This is a genomic window from Acinetobacter sp. 18QD2AZ41W (assembly GCF_009829025.1).
In the GTDB taxonomy this organism is placed as follows: Bacteria; Pseudomonadota; Gammaproteobacteria; order Pseudomonadales; family Moraxellaceae; genus Acinetobacter; species Acinetobacter pseudolwoffii.
The window spans coordinates 1-19,661 of sequence record NZ_WURP01000002.1 but is presented as its reverse complement, the minus strand read 5'-3'; the positions used below and the strand labels follow the sequence as shown (position 1 = coordinate 19,661).

The 19,661-nt window shown below is 38.7% G+C and carries 29 protein-coding genes; 14 read left to right on the top strand and 15 right to left on the bottom strand.

The window, feature by feature from the left end; genetic code table 11:
• The first annotated feature begins 205 nt into the window (after positions 1 to 205).
• The 3 genes from GVV58_RS03090 (at position 206) to GVV58_RS03080 (ending at position 3,049) form a co-directional block, all read left to right on the top strand.
• On the top strand, positions 206 to 427 hold the full coding sequence (locus GVV58_RS03090; RefSeq protein WP_100357038.1) for a hypothetical protein: 222 nt from the start codon (positions 206 to 208) through the stop codon (positions 425 to 427).
• Positions 428 to 551: 124 nt separating this feature from the next.
• Positions 552 to 1,775, top strand: a complete 1,224-nt coding sequence (gene gltS, locus GVV58_RS03085; RefSeq protein WP_100357037.1) for a sodium/glutamate symporter — start codon at positions 552 to 554, stop codon at positions 1,773 to 1,775.
• Between the two features lie 254 nt (positions 1,776 to 2,029).
• Positions 2,030 to 3,049, top strand: a complete 1,020-nt coding sequence (locus GVV58_RS03080; RefSeq protein ID WP_159515992.1) for a site-specific integrase — start codon at positions 2,030 to 2,032, stop codon at positions 3,047 to 3,049.
• Here GVV58_RS03080 and GVV58_RS03075 read toward each other — a convergent pair.
• The 15 genes from GVV58_RS03075 to GVV58_RS03005 form a co-directional block, all read right to left on the bottom strand.
• Entirely contained in the window at positions 3,042 to 3,335 is a 294-nt protein-coding gene (locus GVV58_RS03075) for a hypothetical protein (RefSeq protein WP_004731408.1), read from the bottom strand. The two genes, GVV58_RS03080 and GVV58_RS03075, sit on opposite strands and share 8 nt — an antisense overlap.
• Positions 3,335 to 3,649, bottom strand: a complete 315-nt coding sequence (locus GVV58_RS03070) for a hypothetical protein (RefSeq protein ID WP_159515991.1) — start codon at positions 3,647 to 3,649, stop codon at positions 3,335 to 3,337. Before GVV58_RS03070 ends, GVV58_RS03075 begins: the two co-directional genes overlap by 1 nt.
• Complete coding sequence (locus GVV58_RS15525; RefSeq protein WP_216070543.1) at positions 3,642 to 4,061, bottom strand: hypothetical protein; 420 nt, start codon at positions 4,059 to 4,061, stop codon at positions 3,642 to 3,644. Before GVV58_RS15525 ends, GVV58_RS03070 begins: the two co-directional genes overlap by 8 nt.
• Positions 4,061 to 4,303, bottom strand: coding sequence for a hypothetical protein (locus tag GVV58_RS03060; protein WP_159515990.1), 243 nt, complete (start codon positions 4,301 to 4,303; stop codon positions 4,061 to 4,063). Before GVV58_RS03060 ends, GVV58_RS15525 begins: the two co-directional genes overlap by 1 nt.
• Positions 4,304 to 4,433: 130 nt before the next feature.
• On the bottom strand, positions 4,434 to 5,426 hold the full coding sequence (locus GVV58_RS03055) for a recombinase RecT (RefSeq protein ID WP_159515989.1): 993 nt from the start codon (positions 5,424 to 5,426) through the stop codon (positions 4,434 to 4,436).
• A gap of 18 nt (positions 5,427 to 5,444) precedes the next feature.
• Positions 5,445 to 6,425 (bottom strand): lambda-exonuclease family protein, encoded by a 981-nt coding sequence (locus GVV58_RS03050; protein ID WP_159515988.1) that lies wholly within the window; start codon positions 6,423 to 6,425, stop codon positions 5,445 to 5,447.
• Positions 6,422 to 6,661, bottom strand: a complete 240-nt coding sequence (locus tag GVV58_RS03045) for a hypothetical protein (protein ID WP_159515987.1) — start codon at positions 6,659 to 6,661, stop codon at positions 6,422 to 6,424. The genes GVV58_RS03050 and GVV58_RS03045 overlap by 4 nt, the downstream gene beginning before the upstream one ends.
• A gap of 343 nt (positions 6,662 to 7,004) precedes the next feature.
• Positions 7,005 to 7,244 carry a hypothetical protein gene (locus tag GVV58_RS03040; protein WP_159515986.1) on the bottom strand — a complete coding sequence of 80 codons (240 nt, stop codon included), beginning with the start codon at positions 7,242 to 7,244 and terminating at the stop codon, positions 7,005 to 7,007.
• A gap of 241 nt (positions 7,245 to 7,485) precedes the next feature.
• Entirely contained in the window at positions 7,486 to 8,013 is a 528-nt protein-coding gene (locus GVV58_RS15595; RefSeq protein WP_252721252.1) for a hypothetical protein, read from the bottom strand.
• 46 nt (positions 8,014 to 8,059) lie between these two features.
• Positions 8,060 to 9,001, bottom strand: a complete 942-nt coding sequence (locus tag GVV58_RS03030) for a sensor domain-containing diguanylate cyclase (RefSeq protein ID WP_159515985.1) — start codon at positions 8,999 to 9,001, stop codon at positions 8,060 to 8,062.
• Between the two features lie 225 nt (positions 9,002 to 9,226).
• Positions 9,227 to 9,580, bottom strand: a complete 354-nt coding sequence (locus tag GVV58_RS03025; RefSeq protein ID WP_159515984.1) for a hypothetical protein — start codon at positions 9,578 to 9,580, stop codon at positions 9,227 to 9,229.
• 206 nt (positions 9,581 to 9,786) lie between these two features.
• Entirely contained in the window at positions 9,787 to 10,122 is a 336-nt protein-coding gene (locus tag GVV58_RS03020) for a hypothetical protein (RefSeq protein WP_159515983.1), read from the bottom strand.
• An 82-nt stretch (positions 10,123 to 10,204) separates the two neighbouring features.
• Complete coding sequence (locus GVV58_RS03015; protein WP_159515982.1) at positions 10,205 to 10,789, bottom strand: hypothetical protein; 585 nt, start codon at positions 10,787 to 10,789, stop codon at positions 10,205 to 10,207.
• 15 nt (positions 10,790 to 10,804) lie between these two features.
• A complete protein-coding gene (locus GVV58_RS03010; RefSeq protein WP_159515981.1) occupies positions 10,805 to 11,848 on the bottom strand; it encodes a hypothetical protein in 1,044 nt (347 codons plus the stop codon).
• Positions 11,849 to 11,982: 134 nt separating this feature from the next.
• Positions 11,983 to 12,642 (bottom strand): S24 family peptidase, encoded by a 660-nt coding sequence (locus tag GVV58_RS03005; protein ID WP_005171435.1) that lies wholly within the window; start codon positions 12,640 to 12,642, stop codon positions 11,983 to 11,985.
• A 112-nt stretch (positions 12,643 to 12,754) separates the two neighbouring features.
• Here GVV58_RS03005 and GVV58_RS03000 point away from each other — a divergent pair, with 112 nt between their 5' ends.
• The 11 genes from GVV58_RS03000 to GVV58_RS15425 all read left to right on the top strand — a co-directional run bounded on the left by GVV58_RS03000 (position 12,755) and on the right by GVV58_RS15425 (position 19,499).
• Positions 12,755 to 12,955 (top strand): helix-turn-helix transcriptional regulator, encoded by a 201-nt coding sequence (locus GVV58_RS03000; RefSeq protein ID WP_005171434.1) that lies wholly within the window; start codon positions 12,755 to 12,757, stop codon positions 12,953 to 12,955.
• 56 nt (positions 12,956 to 13,011) lie between these two features.
• Complete coding sequence (locus tag GVV58_RS02995; RefSeq protein ID WP_159515980.1) at positions 13,012 to 13,491, top strand: phage regulatory CII family protein; 480 nt, start codon at positions 13,012 to 13,014, stop codon at positions 13,489 to 13,491.
• A gap of 47 nt (positions 13,492 to 13,538) precedes the next feature.
• Entirely contained in the window at positions 13,539 to 14,513 is a 975-nt protein-coding gene (locus GVV58_RS02990; protein WP_252721251.1) for a replication protein, read from the top strand.
• Positions 14,510 to 15,253, top strand: coding sequence for an ATP-binding protein (locus tag GVV58_RS02985; RefSeq protein ID WP_159515979.1), 744 nt, complete (start codon positions 14,510 to 14,512; stop codon positions 15,251 to 15,253). Before GVV58_RS02990 ends, GVV58_RS02985 begins: the two co-directional genes overlap by 4 nt.
• The gene (locus tag GVV58_RS02980) at positions 15,250 to 15,726 is read left to right on the top strand and encodes a class I SAM-dependent methyltransferase (protein WP_159515978.1); all 477 of its coding nucleotides are present in this window, start codon (positions 15,250 to 15,252) and stop codon (positions 15,724 to 15,726) included. The genes GVV58_RS02985 and GVV58_RS02980 overlap by 4 nt, the downstream gene beginning before the upstream one ends.
• A complete protein-coding gene (locus tag GVV58_RS02975; protein WP_159515977.1) occupies positions 15,723 to 15,980 on the top strand; it encodes a hypothetical protein in 258 nt (85 codons plus the stop codon). The genes GVV58_RS02980 and GVV58_RS02975 overlap by 4 nt, the downstream gene beginning before the upstream one ends.
• A complete protein-coding gene (locus GVV58_RS02970; RefSeq protein WP_159515976.1) occupies positions 15,977 to 16,387 on the top strand; it encodes a DUF559 domain-containing protein in 411 nt (136 codons plus the stop codon). Before GVV58_RS02975 ends, GVV58_RS02970 begins: the two co-directional genes overlap by 4 nt.
• Positions 16,384 to 16,872: an antiterminator Q family protein gene (locus GVV58_RS02965; protein WP_159515975.1), complete on the top strand. Its 489-nt coding sequence runs from the start codon at positions 16,384 to 16,386 to the stop codon at positions 16,870 to 16,872. Before GVV58_RS02970 ends, GVV58_RS02965 begins: the two co-directional genes overlap by 4 nt.
• Positions 16,873 to 17,575: 703 nt before the next feature.
• Positions 17,576 to 18,043: a hypothetical protein gene (locus GVV58_RS02960; RefSeq protein WP_159515974.1), complete on the top strand. Its 468-nt coding sequence runs from the start codon at positions 17,576 to 17,578 to the stop codon at positions 18,041 to 18,043.
• 489 nt (positions 18,044 to 18,532) lie between these two features.
• A complete protein-coding gene (locus GVV58_RS02955) occupies positions 18,533 to 18,715 on the top strand; it encodes a hypothetical protein (protein WP_005171414.1) in 183 nt (60 codons plus the stop codon).
• Between the two features lie 610 nt (positions 18,716 to 19,325).
• On the top strand, positions 19,326 to 19,499 hold the full coding sequence (locus GVV58_RS15425; RefSeq protein WP_171502625.1) for a hypothetical protein: 174 nt from the start codon (positions 19,326 to 19,328) through the stop codon (positions 19,497 to 19,499).
• Positions 19,500 to 19,661 lie beyond the last annotated feature (162 nt).

The window sequence follows — 19,661 nt, the reverse complement described above, 5'->3', positions numbered from 1 at the left end:
AATATTTGAATTGATACAGAAAGGGTGGGAGTTGACATCTAATTTAAATTTTGCAGCATGAAATTCTGTATCTTTTCACAACTTCAGAATTAAATTTTTGAGTATGTCCAATATTGAAAAACTTTTATTGGTAATGCTTTACACTTTATCCAATAAATCGTTTAATCCCCACATTGAAAAATGATTTAGCAAGTTGACCTAAAACATGCCTAAACAATCCCGATTCCTCTGTATTGGCGGTTTCCTTAACGGAACCCAAGTTAAAGACCAAGGCGATAGCTTTGTCTGTGTCGAAAAGTCTAAAAATGTGACTTACTATAAAAAAGAAATTTTACATCCAGATGCTTGGAATCATGATTATTACGTCTGTGAAAGCACCACAGATCAGCAAGCGCGCAACTGGGTTTATGATATTCCATCACGTTAATTGCGTCTATTCAGGCTATAAATTAAACAATTATTAGAAACAATAACTTGCATTACATTTCTGTGATTGATTTTTCATCTCTCTTTCCCAAAACTGTATGAAAATAAAGCCAATAGGGAATGTTATGACTTATGAAATAGATGCCTTTGGCACTCTAGTAATTGCTGTTTTTTTTCTTTTTATTGGGCGGTATCTTGTTAGTAAAATTAGCTTCTTTAGGAACTATAACTTACCTGAACCTGTAATCGGTGGTTTAGTCGCAGCGATTACGGCCTTTATTTTCTATAAATTGTTTAATATCAGTGCCACATTTGACGCACAGATTCAAACCATCCTGATGCTGATGTTCTTTACTTCTGTTGGCTTAAGTGCAGACTTTTTGAAACTGAAAGAAGGCGGAAAATCGCTCCTGATCTTTCTGGTCTGTGTCATTTTATTTGTAGTCGTGCAAAATGCGGTTGGTATGAGTTTAGCCACAGTGCTTGGACTTGACCCATTGATCGGGTTGATTGTTGGTTCTGTCACCTTAACGGGTGGTCATGGTACCGCCGGTGCCTGGGGCGAGGTTCTGGAGACTCAATATGGAATCCAGGGAGCAGTTGTTCTCGGTATGGCAAGTGCCACATTTGGCTTGATTATTGGTGGACTTGTAGGCGGTCCAGTTGCCAAGTTCCTGATTAAACGCAACCAACTGGCTGATACGGTAGCACAAGAGACCAATGAACAACAGCTCGAATCGCACATTAACACCGCACCCTTTGAGTATCCAAAGAAAACCCGATTGATTACATCCAGTAATGCCGTGTCGACTTTGGGGATGTTTGCCCTGTGTATTTTTGTCGCCAATCAGATGACAGACTTCAGCCAGGGAAGATGGTTTGAATTGCCCACTTTTGTATGGGCTTTAGGCACAGGTGTGATTGTGCGTAATGTCTTGGAGCATGTGCTGAAAGTCGATATCTTCGACCGTGCAATCGATGTATTTGGCAATGCGTCTTTATCCCTGTATTTATCTATGGCTTTACTATCACTGCAACTCTGGTTACTGGCCGATTTGGCAGGTCCGCTCATTACCATTTTATTGGCGCAGACAGCGGTATTGATTTTATTTACCGCAATTGTGACCTTTAGAATCATGGGCAAAAATTACGATGCAGCAGTATTAGTGGCAGGGCATTGTGGTTTTGGTATGGGGGCAACACCGACAGCGATTGCCAATATTCAGGCGGTGACCAATAGCTATGGTCCATCACATAAAGCTTTTTTAATTGTACCGCTGTGTGGTGCATTTTTTATTGATATTGTGAATGCTGTGGTGATCCAAAGCATCATTGCATTTTTCGGCTAAATGTTAATACGTTTTTAAAATCATACATGCAATAAAAAGCCCCATGGTTAAGTGCTATCCCAAATAGCTGAATTATAATAATATTCTATGGGGTTATTTAATAAAACTATATAAAACAACAAATTAAATAAAAATGAATAACATGATCTACCTTAAAAACTTCTTCTTAAATCCATTCTAATTGAACATATTGGACGTTTTGGACGAAAAATAAGTTAAGATGAAAGACTATTTACGCCAAGATTACGCCAGAAATGAAACTACCAAAAGCAAGGAAACGTGGAGAGTCATACCGTATTGAGCTGATGTTTAATGGTAAGCGCATCAGTGCTACGCGAGATACCGAAAAGGAATGTGAGCAATGGGCTATGCTCAAAATTCTAGAATTAAAAACTGAGCAAAATAAAAATCAAAGCGAAGTCAAACAACATTATCCATTTTCCGCATTAATGCATAAGTACTATGAGGAAATTGGAAGGCATAAGAAATCTAGCCGAACCATTAGAATCTCAATCAAGCAGTTTCTTGATACCTATCCTGTTATCTCGGAAATGTCAGTGCACGACATTACCCCACAAATTCTGACTGACTGGCGCAACTCAAGACTAAAAAGTGTGAGTGTTGGTACTGTGCTTCGTGATATATCTTTGTTTTCAGCTATCTTCACTTATGCCCAGAAAGAGCTTTTCCTTATTGAAAGCAATCCGTTCTCCATGGTTAGCAAACCATCTCAGCCAAAATCAAGAAATCGACGCATAAGCAATGCTGAAATTGATTTGGTGCTAGAAGCTCATAATTATGAGAGAGGGCAGATCCCAACCGAGATACAGCATTTTATCGCTTGGGCTTTTCTTTTTGCTATTGAAACAACTATGCGGCAAGGGGAGATTCTTTCTATTAAAAGGTCGAATATCCATAAAGACTATATTCACCTGCCTGACACCAAGAATGGCCACTCGCGTGATGTGCCATTGATGGATAGTGCGAAAGAGTTATTAAAACTAATCCCAGATAATGGGTCTGACAAGCTAATTGAGATAAGCAGCAGCACTTTTCAAAATACGTTTAGCAAAAGAATAAAGAAGGCGAATATCAAGGAACTACATTTTCATGATACCCGACATGAAGGGATTACCAGATTGGTTAAATTAAGAAAGGTGCCAATTGAGATTCTAATGAAAATTACCGGTCACAAGACTGCCGGTATTTTGATTAATACTTATTATAATCCCACAGCAAGCGAAATCAGTGAGATGCTGAACGGGTCTAATTGACCCGTTTTGATCCGCGTTTATTTCTTTGTGGCTTTGATAGGATCATCATGGCCACCTTGGTTTCATAAAGATGCTTACCTTCAGTTCCTTGGTTATAGCCTTCAAGTTTTTTGATGATTGTGGTTTTGGTTAATCCATATTTTTCAACCAACCACGACACTGGAACCAAAGCGGGCAAATCCTCCATCTTAAGTTGAACAATTTTCCCACCAAAGATGCTCTGTCCAAGATAAAGCTGAGGCTCGACATCAGCTTCAACCGTAATGGTGTACTTAAGTGCTCCCATCAGCTCACTTCTCCCAAAACCTTCACCACTCCAAACCGATCGTGCTTTGCGATGTAGCTGCTCAGCATGTGGTAATACAGGTCAGCATTACTATTAATCTCAAGAATCACGCCAGTACCATTGCTCACGCGCTGTCTTAAGGTTGCTTCCAGCTTGCGAACAAAGTCACTGTGCAAGTGATGTGACTCACTCGCAATGTGGTACAAAGCACCCGTTTCACCTGCATCCAAAGCCAAATTAAAAGGCTTGTCCTTGTGCAGCTCGTCAATGATGAAGTTGGCCACAGCAATGTTTGTTTGTTGAATTTCAGTCATTGGCTGGCTCCCGTGGTTCGATTGCTGGATCATTGCCCAACACAGACCAATGTGTGATTAATTCCTGGTTGAGTGCGTCACCATCTTCTATAGATGAGAAGCCCCAAGGTGACTCCCATTTTGCGACCAATTGTTGGTTCATAATAAAGATCTGGTACGGGCCATCAATGCGAGGCGATTCAACTGTGTAATCTTTCCACTCCGGCACCGCTTGGGTTTTGGCTTCCTTCCAGGCGGACCAACTAAAAAGAAGTGCTGTGATTAATTTTCCACACTTCTTTTCAATGTCAGCAGGAACATCAGTACGTTTGATGTATGCTCCAAATTCAAAGAAGGTGTATTGCGCAACATGCTCAAGACGTTTAAAGCATTCAGTCTGCTCAAATTCAGTTTTTAATTTTTCGATATCCATCACGCCACCTTCACATCTAAATAATCAGGGTTATCCAGGTGTTCTTCATATTCATCGAATAGCACCTGACATGCCGCATTACCTGTTAAATCTTTCTTTAAGAGCACGTAACTCAGTGTCTTGCGTGTGCCTTTGCCGCTAAATGTCGAGCTGCCATCCGCAAGTTCATTTTTGGCATAACCCAATTTTTCTAGCCAAAGCTTAAAGCCAACTTCATGCTTCTTTTTAATTCTGAAGATCATCTGTACCCCCAGGTGTTCGCAAAATTTCGAAGGCAATCATCAATACCGAATAGGTTGATGTTGTGGTAAGTTCTAACCCGACCTTTGTGCTGCACAAGCAGCACGCGGGTCATAGAAGAGTAGGAATAACTCATGGCGTTAGCGCCGCTTCTTGTGCTTCATACGCTGAATTAATCTGACTGATCTGCTCCTCAGTCATCTGAGCCGTGAAGGGCTCAAAGCGTGAAGCCATAATTGCGTTAAGTGATTCCAGATCGGTCGTGTTGCTGATCTCGTTAATTACTGACTGAATTGATTCATCGGGAAAAGCCTGGGCAGCTTTTAGCTCTTTACGCTTGGCTTTAAACACTTCGCCGATTTCAGACTTAGCTGGCTCACCTAAATTCAACTCAGCAATGTCAGCACCGATCTGATCGAGTTCCTCAAGAGAAGTGGCGTTATCAATACGCTGGTAGTACGGGGTTAGGTCAATTTCTGTAGCCACCGACTCGACAGCATCTTTCTTTTTGGCCATGCGCGCTTTCAGCGATGACGATCCGCTATTTGCCTTCGTTGTACTGGTTTCTGGTGCAGTGGGAGTAATATCAATTTCCTTATCTTTTTCCTCCTCAGCAATTGCCATACCCTTGAGCACATCTGGAAAAACATCACGTAGGGCATAAGAGCGAGCACGTAGCTTCAACATGCGTTTTGGATACTGCGTCCAAGGCCCCTGTTTACCTGATAGACCTGCCTTTTTCGCATCCTCCATTGTGAATACTGAAGCAACTGGTTCTTCATTTTTCCGCTTCACAGTTACAGTGGCTTTTTGACCATCTTCGGAAATTTCCTCGCGGATGAAATCGAGCAGACCGGATCCACGAACAAGGGCAAGCATTGCATCACCCCAGATAGAAGGGCGACCATTAATCACGGCAATGTTTTGCATAGCTTGTAATGGCTGCAAGCCAATTTCAGCACCCCATTGCATAGCAACAAGAATGTTCCCAGGCTTGCGCTGGTAGTCCTTCGGCACAATGTCAGACTCGGCAAGGATGCCGGCAATCTGCATTGCTTCTTGCAGGTTGTTCGGAGTTAAGAAATTAACGGCAGCGTTTTGGCCTGTTTTAACAATTGAGTTCATATTCTTCTACCTTAAATTTTAATTAATGCGCAGCACGCGAGTGCTTGAAGTCTTCACAAATTGTTCGTAAATATCCGGGTGAGCGGCTTTCAGCGCTTTGCTGTCCAGTGTGTTACGTTCTTGATATTTGAATGTTGCTAAACGCTTTTCTTCAGCAATAATCATTTCCGCATCTTCCATGCGTGAGCAGATTTGCAGCTTCATGCCATCCAGTTCAGCACTAGCCTCTTTGATAGTTTTATTTAGATCCTTGTACTCAGCGACCAGATTGGCAAGCTCATCATCCGCCTGCAATGCCTGATTAGGATTATGAGTAGACCAGCGATGCAGAACATCATCAAACGTGGTTGGAGCTGGTGGTACGTCAGCCTGAACATGCTCATTCCAGAACTTTGAGCATTCATCTGTGAGCATTTCAAACAGCTCAGGATCGAATGCGACCTGATAGCTACGGAACTTCTGACCACCGATCAGCACACCCAAGCCACACATCGAAGCGCCTGTAATACCCATGTACCACTGCACTTGCGTCAGGTAGTAATCTGGCACCTGTTCAGACTGCTCATCACCCCACAATTTAGCCAGGTACTGGTTAGCAGTCTTGCATTCTAGAATACGGTCAGTGGTCAGCTTTCCATCTTTGATACGGACATTACCTGCAATTTCTGGATTGATAATGGCACGGTCAATATTGGCACGCATCCAGTCATGTTCAGGGTGAGCAATCGTTGCATTAACACGCTGTACCTTTACGCCGTTTCGTTTGGCGTACTCCTTTGCCACAATGTCTTCAAGCATGTTGCCCCAGTAGGCCGGTTCGCTGGTGCTGTCTTTCAGTTCAGAGCGACCGGTCTTGTCCAGCCAAAGCTGATACGGTGAGCTATATTTGCTTAAGCCCAAGATTGCCGCCACATCAGAACCACCAATACCAAGACGACGTGACTGCAACCATTCTTGACGAGCATCTTCAATGCTTTGTAAATTTACTTGAGTATTCACTTTACACCTCCAAGAGCTTTAACAATCGCTTCAGCTTGATAAGCAGCTTCCTGATCGGCTGCATAGGTAAACATTGCAGCTAGACCAATGAAGATAGAGATGAGAAGCAAGAAGGCAGAGAAGTTGCTCAACCAATGCGGTTTAGATGCAGGCTCTGGATGTTGATACAGCTTTTCAGAAGTCATGCTTGATGGCTTGAATTCCGGTAAGTTGCTTTGAATCGGCTTTTTGTTCATAATAATTTCACTCACAGTTATGTTGTGGGTCACGCCTCAGGTGGTTCGCAGCACGCTGAGGTTTTTTGTTGTCTGCGATATAAATATCGCATTTCCGATATTTATAGTCAATAGGAAAACCGATATTAATATAGAAAAACCGATATTTTTAATTTGAACTATGTTTTAATAGATAAAAGAAAACCCACACAGGGTGGGGTGGTTGGAGTCTTTAAAATGATTGGTATTACAAAAAAGGGAAAGTTAATGACAATTAATGTGAACTCATCAATTACAGGACATCAATTTATTGGCGTTGTTATTACTGATCCACGTAAACTTGATGAGAGTTGTGCGAATATTGCTAATCATTTTTACAGCAAAGATCACCAACAACTTGATAAGTTAGTCCTAGAAGCTTTACATACAAATCAGAGTCACCACCATTTGTTGAATGAGCAATCTTAATTACTTCAAACATATTGCTTTCACCATCTATTTCTATATCAATCCATTCACCAATGCGGGGGTGGGTTTTAAACTCCCTTGCATAGAGGGATTTAGGTTTGTTTCCTGAAATGTCAATTACAGATAACTCAAACATCTATTTCTCCACCCGATCCAAGAGCCGCTCGGGTATGCGGCAAGGTAATTGTTATGAATAAAAAATTCTAATGTTGTCGTTCTTCTTTTAGGCTGTGGCCCTTGTCGCATATATTTTTCACTTTGATGTGCTGACTTATATATTTGTTTTCTCTCTTTGGTTGGCAGCAATCTTTTCTAGTTTCAACATCAAGAAGATTATTCAAGACAGCAAGAAATGGAATATAAGGCAACCACTTTCTTTATTTTATCAATTGAATAATGCCTGTTATTGCTGCAATGAAGGCTAGAACTACACCCAAATAAACCGTCCAATGTGGCTTGCTAGCTTCTTTAATTTGCCTACTCAGAATTTCATTACTAATGAGCTGAATGATGGGCTCGCGTATTAAGCCACTATGGCTTTCACCACTTAAAAACTTGTGCAACTCTTCTGTGGGTAGTTCTTTAATTTGATTTATTGTTAGTTCCAGAAAGTTAAAGTCTACTGGCTTAATAAGCTTGACTGGATCAGCATGCTTTGTTTTTGTATTGCGAAGTTGATCTTGCATAGCTTGCGATGCCGCTGGTCGCCAATGTTCATCAGCTCGCGGTCCTTTGCTGTGTTTTGCTAGAGCTTCAAGTTGTCTGGTTCTTTCAAGCATTGCCTGCTGTAGCTTCTCAGAACCATCTTCATTATTCACTATTTGCCCGTTCAGCTTCTTTAATAGCTCAGGAGTTAAAGTTCCGAGCTTTATTGGGCCTTTATTCTGTCCATCTACTTCTTTCAATGATCACCCCCATAAAACACCCAAGCCGCATATAGCGGCTTTTTATTTAATACTTCAATTTACTCATGGCTTTATTATGGTACATGTTTTCATCCGCCTCTATTATCGCAGTGTAGAGACTGTATGCTGGATTGCGCATTGCAAGGCCAATTGCTGCACTAATTCCATCTTTTGTAAAAGCACTCTGAATTCTTGATACAAGTTTCTCAGCATGCTCTAGGTTAGTTTCAATAGTCATTACAGCAAACTCATCACCACCTAATCGAGCGACAATATCATTATTGCGTACAGTGTTTTTGAGAGTTAAAGCCATTCTTTGAATCAGTTCGTCACCTGCAGCATGCCCCAAATTATCATTGGTGATTTTGAGATCATTAAGATCAATCATAAGTACAGCAGTAGGGTGACCATATCGCTTGCAGCGCTCTTCTTCTTTAGCAATAAGCTCATCCCAGGCACGACGATTAAAAAGTCCAGTCATTGGATCAGACAACGCTTCCATTTCAAAACGTTCGGCTTTACGTATATGCTCATCTGCTTTTAATTCAGCTTGAATCGTATAGCTAAGCACTTTCGCTATCAGCTCAAATAATGGAGCATCTTCAATAAGAACTTTAGGTTGAGGCTCAGGATCAATCGCACAAAGAGTGCCGAAAAGAGAACCATCTTCTTTAAAAAGAGGCTGACCAATATAAGCCTTAATGGTGATAAGTTTATTTATAGGTGCATCTGTGTACGCTTGGATATCAGGCGAATAGGGAACAACACGAGGTGCGTTATTTTGTATCATTTGCGCGCAGAAAGAGTCAGCCCAACGGAATACTTGTCCTGGCTTAACGTCATAGCCATTATCTTCACTTAGTAGTACGATCCAGTCATCACCTTCAGTACGGGTAATCATCCATAACTTAAATCCAAATCGTTGGGATAAGAATTTTAATATAGCTTGGCCAGCTTCTTCGAAACTCTTAAAGTTAATATTATTCACTAAGTTAATCCATTATTTACACTAAGAGAGATATGACAAAACACAGTTTGTAGACTACAGCGCCGTATATTGTGACTTTAAACTAATTAGCTCACTAATTATTCAAAAATGTAATTCACTTTACCTAAAATTACTGCCAATATCATTGGCTAATAACTAGTATTATTACTTTATTTAATAAAAAGAAAACCCACCGCTGGGGTGGGTCGTCCTGCAACAATAATCTTATTTTTTGTATTCAGTAATACTAATAGGTTTGTCTTTCATAAACTCTACAATACCCTCACCAGCTTTGAAGTGAATTGAAACGCCGTCATCATTGGCCAAACGCATACCACTTCCTGAAATAGCTCGTTTAAGGTGATAAATCTTGCCAGAATTATCTGTCATTTCTGCGGTTTCAAAATTATCTGAAGATTTCAATTCGATTGTAAGATCCATTGGACCAGTAAAATTAATTACTTGAGTTTCAGCTGCAGTATTGCTCACAACTTTTTCTTGCTCTACTTCGTTTTTTGGATTTGAAGTACAGCCAGTAATCACTAATCCTAACAATGCTGCGCCTAACAAATATTTCATTGAGACTTACCTTTCTATTTATGAATCATAGGTATCTTTATACTAATTGTTATAATGTAACATTTAAATACAAGGTTACACTTACCTTACATAAAGAAAAACCCGCGGATAGCGGGTTAGTGATGCTTTACTTTGTTATTACAGACCTGGCCATGAGAGGTCTTAAGTTCAATATATAGATTTAATATTTCAGAAGTAAGAAAGCTTTAGCATTGAATGGCATCTTTCTCTTTGTAGTGATCCAAAACCAAATCCATATCAGCCAAAAGTGCAGTTTCAGAGTATTCACCAGGTGATAGCTTCAACAAGTTAGGCATATAATTTTTTTCATACTCGCGCGGGTAGTCTCTGCATAAAATTTTAATTCGCACATCTTGTGTAGTGAACTCTGAGTCTAACTTTTCTATGTACTTACTAAGAATATTATCTGAGTTCTCAAGTGCTGTTGTGGTTGTGATTGGATCTATATGTTTACTAAGTTGCTTCTCACACCCAGTGAAAGCTAAAGACAAGAGTAGGGTAGTTAAAGTTATTGTTTTCATGGTTTGATTTTATTTTTATTGGACCTAGAATTATATATAGAATACTCATAAAAGAAAACCCACTATGAAAGTGGGTTTTCTTTTATGGAAGGTGAATGCGATCACCTAAATAGTACAAGCAATAAAATGTAATAAAGACTAGTTGGAATAGAAAAACAAATAGTATGAATGAGATTATTAAATATGACGATAGGAATAAATAACTATTTGTAATAACAATATCCAAACTAAAAAAATATTTAATAATAGCTCCAAATATTAATAAGACTATACTTAAGAATGTCAAATATGAAAATGACTGAGCTAGAAAGCGGCGTCTAGTCATTTTTTTTCTATCTTTATCTATTGGTGTACTACCCACCATATCCTTATCCATGCCCGGGTTATTAAATGTAGAAATTGCCGCTAAGGCAGCAATGTAAAAGCCAGGCATAGTTTGTAAAAAATTTAAAATTACATTAAAAGCATCATTGTTAAATAGGATTTTTTTACAAGAGTTTAAGCATGTAAAATTTAAATGATAGACTGTAAATAATACTAAGCAGACTATTAACGAGAAAATTAATGGAAAGATCCAGTCCATTCGATCTTTTTTCTTATTTTCATCAGGATTATCTTTCCAGCTTATCCATAAATAGTCACATGGCCTTAAAATTTCCCTACTCATGCTCCACCTCTTACATTATAGAGCTTTAAGTTTTGAAAAAACTCTCAAGCATAAAGAATGATTAATTTCAGGTATTTCCTTCCACTCTATGTGTGTGAAAGTCTTAGGATCTACTGTTATAGTTTTTGCTAAAGTCATATCTAAGGATTCTGATGGAGTATATGTAAATGAAACTATTTTACCAGCATCATTTTCGTAACGTATACGATACTTATGTTCTGCTAATGGAAGTGGTTGTTCAGATTTAAATACCTTATTCCATAAACCAGATAGCTCATGCATAATGGTTGTTTGAATTTCACCTGAATCTACAACTTCATCTGGAATAATTAGAGGATCCACATCAAAGTGAAATGAACTTGATTTAGGCTTAAAAGTTGAGTGGTGATCAGTTGTAGTTTCCTGAACAGTATGTATTAATTCTAAATCATTAATTTTACCCTGCTTAAATGCATTAAGTACCTCATCACTAAAAATATTTTCTAAATTACATTTGATTTTTTTTGGTAGTTTTGTAAATGTACCGTCTTCCTCTTTAAAACCTGACGGGTGTTCTTCTGAGAAAAGATTAATAATATCCTTATTGCTTTTATTATTTTCATAAATATATTCTAAAGCTCTATCTAGTAATACTCTTAATAAGTTTGGGTTTATATGAGATCCTCGTTCTCTTTCTATAGCGAGAAGGCCCGTAAGAAAGTCTGGGTTTGATTTGATTGTTATATGAACTCTTGCATCGTCACCCTCTGTTTTTCCTTTATTTGTAAGTCTAGTTTTTCCTGTTTTACTATCAGTATAACTTCTATTTCTTGCATTTAAATCAGAAACTATAACTAATAGTTTAATAATTTTCTTATCTTCATCTAGCTCAATTATTCTTATTCTTGATATTAAAGTACTATCAAGTAGAGGGTAACTATATTCACTATATTTGTATTTAGAAATAGTTTTAAACAGTTCCCATATATTGATTGGCTGTTGTGGTTCATCAAAATCTTTATTGAATCTTTTTGCATCAAAACGTAGCTCATGCACAGAAAATAAAACTGGCTTACTCATTATTACCCCTGACTAACGAATATATAATTTTCAATATATATAATTAATTTAAAAAATTATTAATTTTAAAATATTTTAAATACTGAAATTTCCAAATCCCACAATTAATTAACCCAAGCCGCATATAGCTGTTTTTAATTCTTTCTAACTCTTGGTCTTGCTCGATAAACATAACGAACGCAGTCAACTACCTGACCTACAAAAAGGCATTGCTCATCTAACTCAATAATATTTGGCTTAAATTCTGGGTTTAGAGCTTGAAGGTATCTTTTACCATTTGTCTCGATAACCAGTTTCTTGAAAGTAGCATCGTCACCTCGACGAACTACAATAATGTCACCAGACTGCATATCCCCATAATAAGCATCTGGATCCACAACGATGTAATCACCTTCCATGAAATCAGGGAAGTTACTCAAGCCTTGGACTTTAAGAAAGAAGCAGTTTGAGCATTCATCTTCTGGCAAAGGTAACCATTCAGTTACTTCGCTCATATCGACTGCTGCAACATTGGTAAAACTACCAGCCTGAACCCAAGATAGAACAGGGGCCATACGGGCTTTGACTCGCACAGCATTAGCAGGCTCAACTTCCCCTGTAAGCCCTTTTTTAAGCTCTTCAGCAGTAACTCCAAGGGCATTCGCTAATTCCAAAATAAACCCAGTTGACTTGGCGTTACCAGTTTCTAAATCAGAGATAACTGATTGTTTAACTCCTGATTTTTTAGCTAACTGTGTTTGGGTCATTTTTTTCGCTTTGCGAATTTGTTTTAAATTCTCCCCCAAAGTTGCCATGCATATTTCCTTGATTACTGATATCGGAATTGTGATACAAATACTTATCGGTTTGGCTATTGTTTAAATATCGGAAAACCTATATATTTGTTGAAAATTATCGGAGGTTCTTATGAATCAATGGCAAACAATGATCTCTGATTTACGCAAACAGGGATTAACACAGACTCAAATCGCTAACGAAATTAAATGTTCACAGAACTATATAAGCAATCTGGAACACGGTATTTGCGGTAAGCGTCTTTCCTACGATAAGGGCAGAAGTCTTGAGAAGCTTTGGAAAAAGACTTGCTCATCAAAGACAGCCGCTTAAACCAATTATCAATCAATAAATTTTTTAAAGAAACGTGAACAAAAACAGGTATTCACATGATTCTAAAGAAAGAAACAAGAATAGCGATTCACCAGATGATTAATCAGTCTGAAGGATTTGATCCAAAGGATATTGCTCAAGTCACTGGTGATGCGCACAAGACGATTTGTAACTACGGTAATCCAAATATGGAAAACCATGATCCAAGTCTTAAGAAGTTTGAGGCGATCATGCTTTTGACCCAAAACCCAGTAGTTCTGAAGGTTTGGGCGCACATGCTTGGTTTTGTGCTTATGCCGGCAGGCGGTGAAGGCTCACATCGCCAAATGACTATCGTTGAAGCATTGCTTCAAATGAATTCTGAAACCGGAAAAGCCAATCAAAAGGTTTATGAAGTTTTAGAGGATGGAATGGTTACGCCACAAGAATATGCGGAAGCGAGCGAAATTCTTAATCGCATCATTGAAAACGCTAAAGCAGCGGATATGGCTTTAAACAAGCAAATGCATAAATTCACTCAAAAAGAAAAAGCCTGACGGTCTAGGTCAGGCTTTTTAATTCAAAACTTTGGAAGGCATTGAATATGAAATCAAATTTAGCACATAAGCAGGGGATAGACAACGATATTTCGTTACACCCATCCACTGCTAAAAAATTAGAGCGACAAGCCATGTCGAAAAAAGATGATGGGTATTCACCCTTGCCTAATTTCATCTGTGACGAAGGTTATCTAGCTGTATTAAGTGGGGATGCTGTCAAGTGCATCGTTCTACTTAATCGTCACATCAAAGGATTTCACTTGGATCAAAAGTCAATCGGTGAAACCTTGGTAATGAAGATCACTGGAATTAAGGACAAGCGAACTGTACGTAAATGTATGGCTGATTTAGCTAAATACCAATTGATCAGCATCACTAAAACACTGGGTAAAAGTAGCTCTTACACCCTGACTTTAGATGATCGTATTTCTATTGAAGCAGTAGCATCGAATGTAACTACATCTAATGCGGTTACATCAAATGTAGTTACATCTCATGTCACCACACCAGTAACATCAAATGCTACTACACCAGTAGCATCAAATGTCACCACCACTAGTGACATCAAATGTCACTCTGTAAAAGAAATAGATTTAAAAGAAAATATTAAAGAAAACTTTAAAGAGAGAAACGCGCAAGAAAATTCAGATGCTCAAGTGTGGAATCCAAATCTTGAAACACTGAGTTCGATTCTCAAAACCACCAAACATTCACACCGTGTTTCTGAAATTCTTAGTCTGGAAGATTTTCAATTTCATCTTGGAAACTTCAACACACACCATGAGAAAAACTTTCAACTGACTGACAATCAAAAACACCGAAAGTTTGCACAGTGGATTATTCAAGAGTTTGAAAGAGTCTTGGAAAAAGCTGAACGCAAAAACAAACAATCATCTGGTTACACACGTTCTGAAAAACCAAATTCTAATCTTGACGTGAATACAGCCTGGGCAGACCAAGCATCGCAATATCACGAACCAGTGGATTCACCAGTCCATATTCCGGAGGACTTTGTATGAACGCAATGTCGATGTTGACTCAGGGATTAAAACAAACACAAGCGATCTGCTCGAAACACAAAACCGCCATGGTACAAGCAGGCCCTTTTCAGAAGTGCCCACAATGCGCTGTTGAGTTCCATGAAGAACAACTCGCACAAGCACAGGCTGAAATTGATCGTACCGTACGTGAAAAACACTTTGCTGGGGCAATGCTTCCAGAGCGTCATGCAACATCAGGTTTTAAGAATTACCTGGTCAAACATGCTGGACACCAGAATGCATTGAATCAGGTCGTTTCTTTTGCCAAGAACATGATCAATGGCCACAAAAACAACTTTGTGATGGTAGGGCCTACAGGCACCGGTAAAACCCATCTGAGTTGCGCTACGGCTCGGACATTGCTCAACAAGGGCAAGTATGCGCGTTACATCACCAGTGAGGATATGGCGCAGCGAATCATGAATGCATGGGAGCAGCCGGACGCTACAGAGAAGTCTGTGATTTATGACTTCACCCAGTATGACCTGTTGATCCTGGATGAATATGGATTGCATGACCGCGATAAACGCCGTGAGCTGGTTCATAAAGTTTTGTATGCACGCTATGACCGTATGAAGCCAACCATGCTGATTTCGAATCTCACATTGGCTGAGCTTCAAAAGGATCTGGGTGATCGTCTTTGGTCTCGTTTCCAGCAGGGCGGCCTAACCTTGGTGGAATGCAATTGGGCAGATCAGCGTGTAGGGGGTGAGATGTGAATCAACCAATTTTAGATGTGTGCTGTGGATCCCGAATGATGCACTTTGATCGCCAGAATCCAAATGTTGTTTATGGTGATATTCGAACCGAAAGCCATACGCTTTGTGATGGTCGAGCTTTGGAGGTCTCACCTGATATTGAAATAGATTTTCGTGATATGCCATTTGATGATGGTCAATTTAATTTAGTTGTGTTTGATCCACCTCACTTGGTTCGAGCAGGTAAGCAGAGTTGGCTTGCTCTTAAATATGGGAAGTTGAACAAAGACTGGCGTGAAGATATTCGGAAAGGATTTGAGGAGTGCTTTCGCGTGTTGGCCACCGGTGGAGTTTTAATTTTTAAGTGGAATGAAACTCAAATTAAAGTTAGTGAGATTTTAGAGTTGACCGATCAAAAACCAGTATTTGGTCATATCAGTGGTAAGCGTGCAAATACTCATTGGATTACTTTTATGAAGTGGGGGACAGCATGAACACACCCACCATCCAGCGGTTTGAAGAAATCAAAGACATCCTGGTGTACGTGGCTTTTTCAAAACATGAGGTCACATCAGCAGAGCTGGAAGAACATGTATGTGACAAAACCCGAGCAGCCTTAAATCAGAAATTGCGAGGACTAGTCCAGGCGGTTTACTTGGCATTTAGATGTAATCATTGCACAAGACTGTATGTTGCCACTGAAAAGACTAAACAGCTATTTGGAGTGCGTGATATGGGTGAGGTATGACCAGCTACTCAATCGCTGAATACAAGAAAATGGTGAAAGCCACCAGACCGAAAGGGCGCTCTACACGCCCTAAGGTTAAAGGTGAAAAAGTATCAAATGAGTTTGAAGCGAAGCTGGCCACAGAACTAAAGACTTTAAAAATAGATTTTGAGCAAGAATTTGAGTTTCACCAGGTACGGAAGTGGAGAGCAGATTTTCACTTGGTAGGCAAAAAAATACTGGTAGAGGTTGAAGGCGGGATCTGGAGTGGAGGAAGGCATACCAGAAGTAAGGGGTATGTCGGGGACATGGAAAAATATAACGCAGCAACAATGCTTGGTTATCAAGTAATACGGTTTAGTACAGATCAAGTGAAGTCAGGTCACGCGATCCAGCAGATAGAGAAGATGGTAGGGGATTTGGGATGAATGCAGCAGTAACGATTATGCAGGCAATGGATTGGACTAAGTTTAGTGCTGAGGATTGGTTTCGTCAGTTTGGGGCTTGGATGAATGGGGATACTGAAACCATGGTAGTCATGGTGAAAACTATGCCTACTCGACGAATTACCCAGGAACAGCGTGAACGTCTTCTGGCAATGTACATGAGTGATAAAACGCTTAAGGATCGCTTATGCACTCAGCGCCGTGGTATTCGTTGTCAGATTGATGACAATGAAGCGCGTGCAATTCAGCGAGTGATTATTGAATTAAAAACTATTGAAGATGAAATTGTTCAGGAATGGATATCAACATTATGGTCGCACTATGTGATGGGCAATTCATTGCGTGATATTGCTGAAAGTAACGACACATCAGTACTTCAGATCCGACAAGATCTGAAGTGTGGATTAGCTTTTGTGAAATGTTGCCATCCTCACTTAACTTTTGATATGTTTAAAAAAACCGTTTGACTGTGCGCACGGGGTATGCGATATTCGTGATATTGTGATCGAAGTGTACGTTAAAGCACTAGATTGATTTAAAAGCTCGCCAATGGTGGGCTTTTTTTGTACTAATAGATGTGATAAATTAGATTTAAGGCGGTAACTGCCGATGTGGGTCAGTTTAGCAAGTTCATCTTGTGACACTCCCGCCGTTGGAAATGTTACTATGAAGAAGCTCATCGAAAGGTGGGCTTTTTTGTTTCTATAGTCTTTTAAAATTAGAATAAGAAAACGAACTGCAAATACACTTTTTGTACATCGTAATGAGAAGTGTTGATTTATCTTCAATGGGCTTAGTTAACCCGTTGGATTGCTATGGTCCAGGAGATGTTTGACTTTATTTATGATGAAGTTCTAAAGGAGTATGAGCCATCAACATATGAAATAGTCAATAAGTTAAAGTTTTTTTCAATAGCTCTGCGATTATTTGCAGAACTCATGGATGAAGATGCATTCATTGAAATCAATACCTTGACTGTCATATTTAAATGCAGGTCTGGATCTACATGTTATTGGGTATTTGATATGCCTGAAATACGGAACAAAAAGCAGTTCGTTGAGTATCTGTCTTCTGAATTAAATAAATTGTGATGGTGGTTCAAGACTCAAAGAATGTAAGTCCTTTCGTGTTAAGGTGTTGTTATCTTTCCCACGTGAAAGAGCATGAGTCATGGAACTAATTTTTCTTATTGTTATTATCCTTTTTATAACAGTATTTGTAATGGTTAAACCCACCCATAAGAAGTCTGGTGGAAAATTTAGAGAGATGACTAAAAATAAGTTTAGTCATCAGATTTCCGGTGCAATTAACTTCCAACAACCCATAATTGAAATAGTTGGTCCAGAACTTGAAGATTCTGTTAGCAAAGTCGTTAATGCTCTTCTTATCATGGATACCACAAACACAGAATATACCTATGCAATTATGGTGATTGTAAGTGATATTCAAGTTGGTTATTTAAGTGATGAAGATGCTGAAAAGTTTCTGAAGATTTTAAAAGATAAAAATTTATACGAAGATACTGGAATTGAAGTAAAGGCACTTATCTATGGGGATTGGGGCAATGCTGATCAAATTGGAAATTTTAAAATCAATTTAAATCTTCCTAAAAATTTTGAAGACTCAGAAATTAAGTAATCGGATTTGCTAAGTGAGTCTCCTTTGGGGGATTTTTTATTATTTAAAATTTATTTCCTAACAAGAAAAGCAACCAAAATTAGACAATGAAAAACAATTTCTTAATATTCTCTATACTTTCTGATCAAAGCCTTGGTGCTATATTGTTCTTGCGATAAGAAGAAGATGCAATACGAAGAAAGTGACTACAGCACTGGCCCACTTATTTGACGAGTAAGTGGGCTTTTTATTGCCTAAATAAAATGATTTTTACTGTTGATTAAAAAATAAATTTAGATAGAATCGTGGCCTAGATTCTATCGCTGTAGTTTCTTTCCAATTTCAGCCTCCTTTTCCCAAAGGAGGTTTTTTTTGCCTATTTTTCTTATGTCATGTGTTGCTATATTGTTTGATAGGTCACATTTAATAGTGAATTGATACAAGCATCTATAATGAAAAAACATAATATTCTGATAGATTAAAATTACAACAAAAAGTCTGGAGGTTTGTATGACACGTATACCAAACGGAACACAGGTTATTCATCATATCTCACTTTTCGATCATGCTTACTATAAGGAAGAGAATGGAGTCTTAAAGGTTTGGAGCAAGGGAGAGTGGATAGAGGCACTGATACCCAGTATTAATGAAATGATTGATAACGGTTTTGAATTAGAAGTTCTTCACAGCTAATTGTTATGCAGGCGATGAGCAAGTACTAACTTGTTATTTACCATCTACGATCACTCCACTTTTCAGTGGGGCCTCCAACATTTGGGAGAAAAATATGCGGCAACTCTTAAAGCAGCTATTATGCTTTCATCACTACACTTATGAGTCGGATATTTTTATTCAGGTAGAATGTTGCAAGTGTGGTAAGCATAGAGATGATTACACAAATTAAATAAAGTAAATTTAAAAGAGGTAAGCCTGTTCATGAATTTGATCAGGCTTTTTTAATTTATAGAGAAAAGTATGCTCCAATTTATATTCTGCTTATTTGGCCTGCATGGTGTGACTGAAATTAATTGTGATGAACAGAAAGAGTGTCGTCATTGTTTGAAAGAAGTTGAATAACAATCACTCAAGCAAAGAGCTGTTTCATAAAGCTGTAATATTTAAGCAATATAGTTGCTCTGCAAAAGAAGAAAGACGTTGTGACGCAAGTCAAGCCCGTTTAATTGGAGAGAGTTAAACGGGTTTTTTATTGAAATATATTGCTATTTTCCTTTTGTCGAACATATTACGACTCAAACCCCGTCATTAATTTGTCGGGGTTTTTCTTTTCTTATTGGTGGTACCCATGACAGACAAAGTACAAGCTAAACAAGACTTAGAATTTTGCAGTACTGAGCTGTCTAAGTATCAAAACCTCAGTCGATCCGGCCTGACACGTAATGAGCTGCTGGCAATTGACGGCATCATGATTAAGCTTAAAGAGCGCATTAAGAATTTGCGTGTGGCTTTATATGCGTGATATCGGATGATTTGAAGTGGTGTTATCAATGATATGATCTCTAAAAATATCAACGAGATCTTTATTATGAATAAGAATTTTTTTTCTCTGTACACGACAAATTTCACAGAACCCTTATCCTATCAGGATTCTGCTTTCTTAAAATTGCCAAAATTTCCTTAA

Excerpts from the sequence above, each read along its gene's own strand:
- GVV58_RS02970 (WP_159515976.1), top strand. The coding sequence starts at position 15,977 with ATGACCAGCTACTCAATCGCTGAATACAAGAAAATGGTGAAAGCCACC.
- GVV58_RS03060 (WP_159515990.1), bottom strand. The coding sequence starts at position 4,303 with ATGATCTTCAGAATTAAAAAGAAGCATGAAGTTGGCTTTAAGCTTTGG.
- GVV58_RS03090 (WP_100357038.1), top strand. The coding sequence starts at position 206 with ATGCCTAAACAATCCCGATTCCTCTGTATTGGCGGTTTCCTTAACGGA.
- GVV58_RS03025 (WP_159515984.1), bottom strand. The coding sequence starts at position 9,580 with ATGAAATATTTGTTAGGCGCAGCATTGTTAGGATTAGTGATTACTGGC.
- GVV58_RS03015 (WP_159515982.1), bottom strand. The coding sequence starts at position 10,789 with ATGAGTAGGGAAATTTTAAGGCCATGTGACTATTTATGGATAAGCTGG.
- GVV58_RS03040 (WP_159515986.1), bottom strand. The coding sequence starts at position 7,244 with ATGTTTGAGTTATCTGTAATTGACATTTCAGGAAACAAACCTAAATCC.
- gltS (WP_100357037.1), top strand. The coding sequence starts at position 552 with ATGACTTATGAAATAGATGCCTTTGGCACTCTAGTAATTGCTGTTTTT.
- GVV58_RS03045 (WP_159515987.1), bottom strand. The coding sequence starts at position 6,661 with ATGAACAAAAAGCCGATTCAAAGCAACTTACCGGAATTCAAGCCATCA.
- GVV58_RS03000 (WP_005171434.1), top strand. The coding sequence starts at position 12,755 with ATGAATCAATGGCAAACAATGATCTCTGATTTACGCAAACAGGGATTA.
- GVV58_RS02990 (WP_252721251.1), top strand. The coding sequence starts at position 13,539 with ATGAAATCAAATTTAGCACATAAGCAGGGGATAGACAACGATATTTCG.
- GVV58_RS02960 (WP_159515974.1), top strand. The coding sequence starts at position 17,576 with ATGGAACTAATTTTTCTTATTGTTATTATCCTTTTTATAACAGTATTT.
- GVV58_RS02965 (WP_159515975.1), top strand. The coding sequence starts at position 16,384 with ATGAATGCAGCAGTAACGATTATGCAGGCAATGGATTGGACTAAGTTT.
- GVV58_RS03080 (WP_159515992.1), top strand. The coding sequence starts at position 2,030 with ATGAAACTACCAAAAGCAAGGAAACGTGGAGAGTCATACCGTATTGAG.
- GVV58_RS03055 (WP_159515989.1), bottom strand. The coding sequence starts at position 5,426 with ATGAACTCAATTGTTAAAACAGGCCAAAACGCTGCCGTTAATTTCTTA.
- GVV58_RS02985 (WP_159515979.1), top strand. The coding sequence starts at position 14,510 with ATGAACGCAATGTCGATGTTGACTCAGGGATTAAAACAAACACAAGCG.
- GVV58_RS03005 (WP_005171435.1), bottom strand. The coding sequence starts at position 12,642 with ATGGCAACTTTGGGGGAGAATTTAAAACAAATTCGCAAAGCGAAAAAA.
- GVV58_RS15425 (WP_171502625.1), top strand. The coding sequence starts at position 19,326 with ATGACAGACAAAGTACAAGCTAAACAAGACTTAGAATTTTGCAGTACT.
- GVV58_RS02955 (WP_005171414.1), top strand. The coding sequence starts at position 18,533 with ATGACACGTATACCAAACGGAACACAGGTTATTCATCATATCTCACTT.
- GVV58_RS03070 (WP_159515991.1), bottom strand. The coding sequence starts at position 3,649 with ATGACTGAAATTCAACAAACAAACATTGCTGTGGCCAACTTCATCATT.
- GVV58_RS15525 (WP_216070543.1), bottom strand. The coding sequence starts at position 4,061 with ATGGATATCGAAAAATTAAAAACTGAATTTGAGCAGACTGAATGCTTT.
- GVV58_RS02975 (WP_159515977.1), top strand. The coding sequence starts at position 15,723 with ATGAACACACCCACCATCCAGCGGTTTGAAGAAATCAAAGACATCCTG.
- GVV58_RS03075 (WP_004731408.1), bottom strand. The coding sequence starts at position 3,335 with ATGGGAGCACTTAAGTACACCATTACGGTTGAAGCTGATGTCGAGCCT.
- GVV58_RS02995 (WP_159515980.1), top strand. The coding sequence starts at position 13,012 with ATGATTCTAAAGAAAGAAACAAGAATAGCGATTCACCAGATGATTAAT.
- GVV58_RS03010 (WP_159515981.1), bottom strand. The coding sequence starts at position 11,848 with ATGAGTAAGCCAGTTTTATTTTCTGTGCATGAGCTACGTTTTGATGCA.
- GVV58_RS03020 (WP_159515983.1), bottom strand. The coding sequence starts at position 10,122 with ATGAAAACAATAACTTTAACTACCCTACTCTTGTCTTTAGCTTTCACT.